Consider the following 3051-nt stretch of genomic DNA (forward strand, 5'->3'; position numbering starts at 1 on the left):
TCCTGCGCCGTGAAGGCGTAGTACTGGAGGTCCAGCCAGAAATGGTTGGCGCCCTCCGCAAAGGCGCGTTCAAGTCGATCGAGCAACTCCGGCCACTGCTTCTGCAACAGCAGGCGCTTGAGCTGGGCGCGTAGCTCGGCGCGCGGGGCGACCAGCCGCGTCTTGCCGCTGGGCTCGTGCGGCGGCGCCTCCGTCAGGGTGTCCCAACGGACGCAGCGCATGAGCCGGTACGCGGCCAGATAGCCCTGCGGCTGCTCGCGCAGGAACGTGGCCATCTGGCGCGCGCGGTCSAGCAGGTCGCGCGAGGAGGARACRTCGCCMGYGGGCAGCGCCATCGGCGTAGCAGGTGACGCGGGCTCGGCGCCAGAGTCATGGGCGGCGGGCGATTCCACGCGGCCCTCGAAGCGCCGGAAGAGGGCGTCCAGCGCCGGCCGGGCGGCCTCCGGCCACTGCGCGGTGCGCTCGAGGATCAGCGCCAGCGCCGACAGCGTGCGCTCCAGCGGCAGCCCGGTCAGCCCGTGCACGCGRTCGAGCCGATCCGTGAACGTTGCGCTGGCGAGCCATTCGAGCGACGCCTTGCGGCTTTCGGCCCGGRCGGGCAGCAGTTGCGTGCCGAAGCGGTCCACCAGCGCCGCCAGCAGCTCGAAGCCGGACGCGATGCCCTCCGCACCGTCCCGCCGCATGCGCGCGTAGAGATAGTAGGCGGCGAGCCGCGCATCCTTGGCGGTGCCCTGGAGCAGACGCTCCGCCGTCTCGACAATCAGCGTGTCGTTGACATCGGACAGCTTGGCGACTTCGTCCTTGATGGCGAGGAAATCGTCGTCGTAGCCGGGGTCGTCCCCGGCGGGCGCATCGGGGCGGATGGGCCGCAGCCACGGTTCCCATCGCGCGATGGCCGCCCGGGCCAGATCCGACGGCGCGCGCGTGCCGAACAGCGCGTTGAGCAACTGGTTAAACATCGTTCCCCTTGGTGGTGGATGGTTGGGGCTTGTCGAGGAAGATCCGGGACGGCAGCACGAAATCGCGCAGCGAGAGCAGTTCGAGCGGCCCATGGCCAAGCTCGGTGCGCAACTGGTAGCGGATGGGGTAGGTGACGTCCTTGGCCGGCGGCTGCATGGCCGGGCGCGCGGTGAGGCTGTCGGGGTCCGGCGCCGCAGCCACGACGGGGCTATCCGGCTGGCCCTGCCATGTGAGCTGGAACGTGGCGCTGTCGATCGGCTCGATGCTGGCCCGCTCGAGCATCCTGACGAGGCCCCATCGTCCGGTGAACTCATAGTGCTTGTTGGTGCCGGCCGTCTCGGCCTGCCACTGGAGCCGGGTGCCGGGGTTCTCCAGGTTGCTCGCCGGCCACGTCATGGCTTGCCAGTGTTCGCGCTGGTTGTAGTAGTGGAGGGTCTGGCCGTCGAGGGTCAGTAGCGTATCGGTCAGGCCCGGCGTGGGAATCGGCTTCATCTCGAACTGGTAGCGGGGCTCGCCTTGCGTGAGCAGCCGCGTGCCGATGCGCTGGAGCCGGTTGATCGCCGCAAGGAAGGCCGGATCGAACGCGAGCGCGTGCCCGCCCGACGCCGCCGGCTGCCACGCATCGCCCTGCAGTTCGAGCACGCCGGCGAGCTGGGCCGTGAGAAAGCCGTGGATCAGCCCGCCCTGCGGACGCAGGAAGCGGGCCAGTTCCGGCAGCGAGGCGTCGTTGGCGGTATCCGCAAACGGGTAGCGGCCGGCGAAGGCGCGGCCCCATGCCATGGCGATGCTGTCTCGCCAGGCGGCGTTCAGGCTGGCCTGCGCCGGCTGGAGCACGGTCTGGGTCGCCTGGGCGATGGGACGCACGAACAGCGCCTCCCCCATCCCGGCCCACTCGGCGCCGAGGCTTGCGGCAATCAGTTGCGCGTACGCCTGGGTATCGGCCAATTCCGAGCCCTTGCCCTGGAACAGCGCCTGCGCCATCTGGCGGGCCTGGGCGTCGGCGTCCGGGCTGTKGCTGACCTGCTGGAGCCGCAACCGCAGGGCCGTCGCGCGATCGAGGAAGCGCTGCAGGCTCATGTCGCCGCCGGCACCTTCACCAACGGCCATCAGCCGCTGGATGGGTCCGAAGGTCGAGCCCAGCGGGCCGGCGGTGTCGGGCTTGACGATCCCGGCGCTGGCTGCCTTCTTGCCGAGCATGTCCTGCGCCTTGGCGACGAGYGTGTCKGACAGCGAGTCCTTCCGCGCGCCCGCGCCGCCCTGGTAATCGAGYGACTTCATTAGCGCGATYACRGGCGACTGCCGCGCATCGGCCATCAGCTTCAACTGGTCGATGGCTGCCGGCAACGTGGGCGCGGGCTCCCACTGGAGGCTGTTCATGAAGCGCTGCCACTGCTCGGCGTAATCGGCGAAATACTGGGCGGTGAGCGTGGCCTGCAAGTCATTTGGGCTGKCCGACTGCTGGGCATTGCCGTCTGACAGCACCCAATCGCTGGCGACTTCCGTGCGCTTGGCGGCCCGCGCGATGGCTTCGGCCACGTGGCCCTCGTAGGCCTGCCGGGTGTAGGCGCCGGGCACCAGCGCATTGGCTCGGACCAGCCCGCGCGCGTCGGTGCCGGGGGTGAGCGACACCAGCGTCTGATCCGSRTACTTGTTGCCGATGCCATCGATCACCTGGCGGTAGATCGTGTCCTGCGCGTTGCGCTGGCCGATGACCGCCAGCACCGTGCGCCGCGCGCCGGCCACCAGCTCGGGGCTCGCCTCGATGCGCCAGTCGGGATGGGCCTTGACGCGGGCGGCATGGAACGTGAGCAGCCGCTCCGCCAGATCGTCCCGCTCGCCGGGCGTGATGCGGGCTTCCGTCTGCCAGTGTCGGACCAGCTGCGGCGCGAGGAAGTCCGGCTCGGCACGCTCCGGGTTGGCCAGCATCAGATAGGTCTTGAGCGTGTGATGGCCGTCCAGCGCCCACTGGCTGGCCTGCGCGTCGAGCCCATCCACCGGCATCTGGGAGAGATCGACGAGCACATCCTCCAGATCCTGCTGAATCGGACTGACGAGAAGCTCGCGGCTGGCCGCCGCATAGGGCTTCCACAT

General features: G+C 69.8%; 2 protein-coding genes. Both read right to left on the reverse strand.

All coding sequences use genetic code 11. The annotated features are described in order from the left end of the window. The coding region (gene tssA, locus AB4Z27_RS28605; RefSeq protein WP_441645926.1) for a type VI secretion system protein TssA at nucleotides 1-959 on the reverse strand (959 nt) is incomplete at its 3' end. Then, on the reverse strand, nucleotides 952-3051 hold a 2100-nt coding region (locus AB4Z27_RS28610), incomplete at its 5' end, for an ImcF-related family protein (protein WP_441645927.1). The genes AB4Z27_RS28610 and tssA, both read right to left, overlap by 8 nt.

It is taken from the genome of Cupriavidus sp. KB_39 (assembly GCF_052114485.1).
In the GTDB taxonomy this organism is placed as follows: domain Bacteria; phylum Pseudomonadota; class Gammaproteobacteria; order Burkholderiales; family Burkholderiaceae; genus Cupriavidus.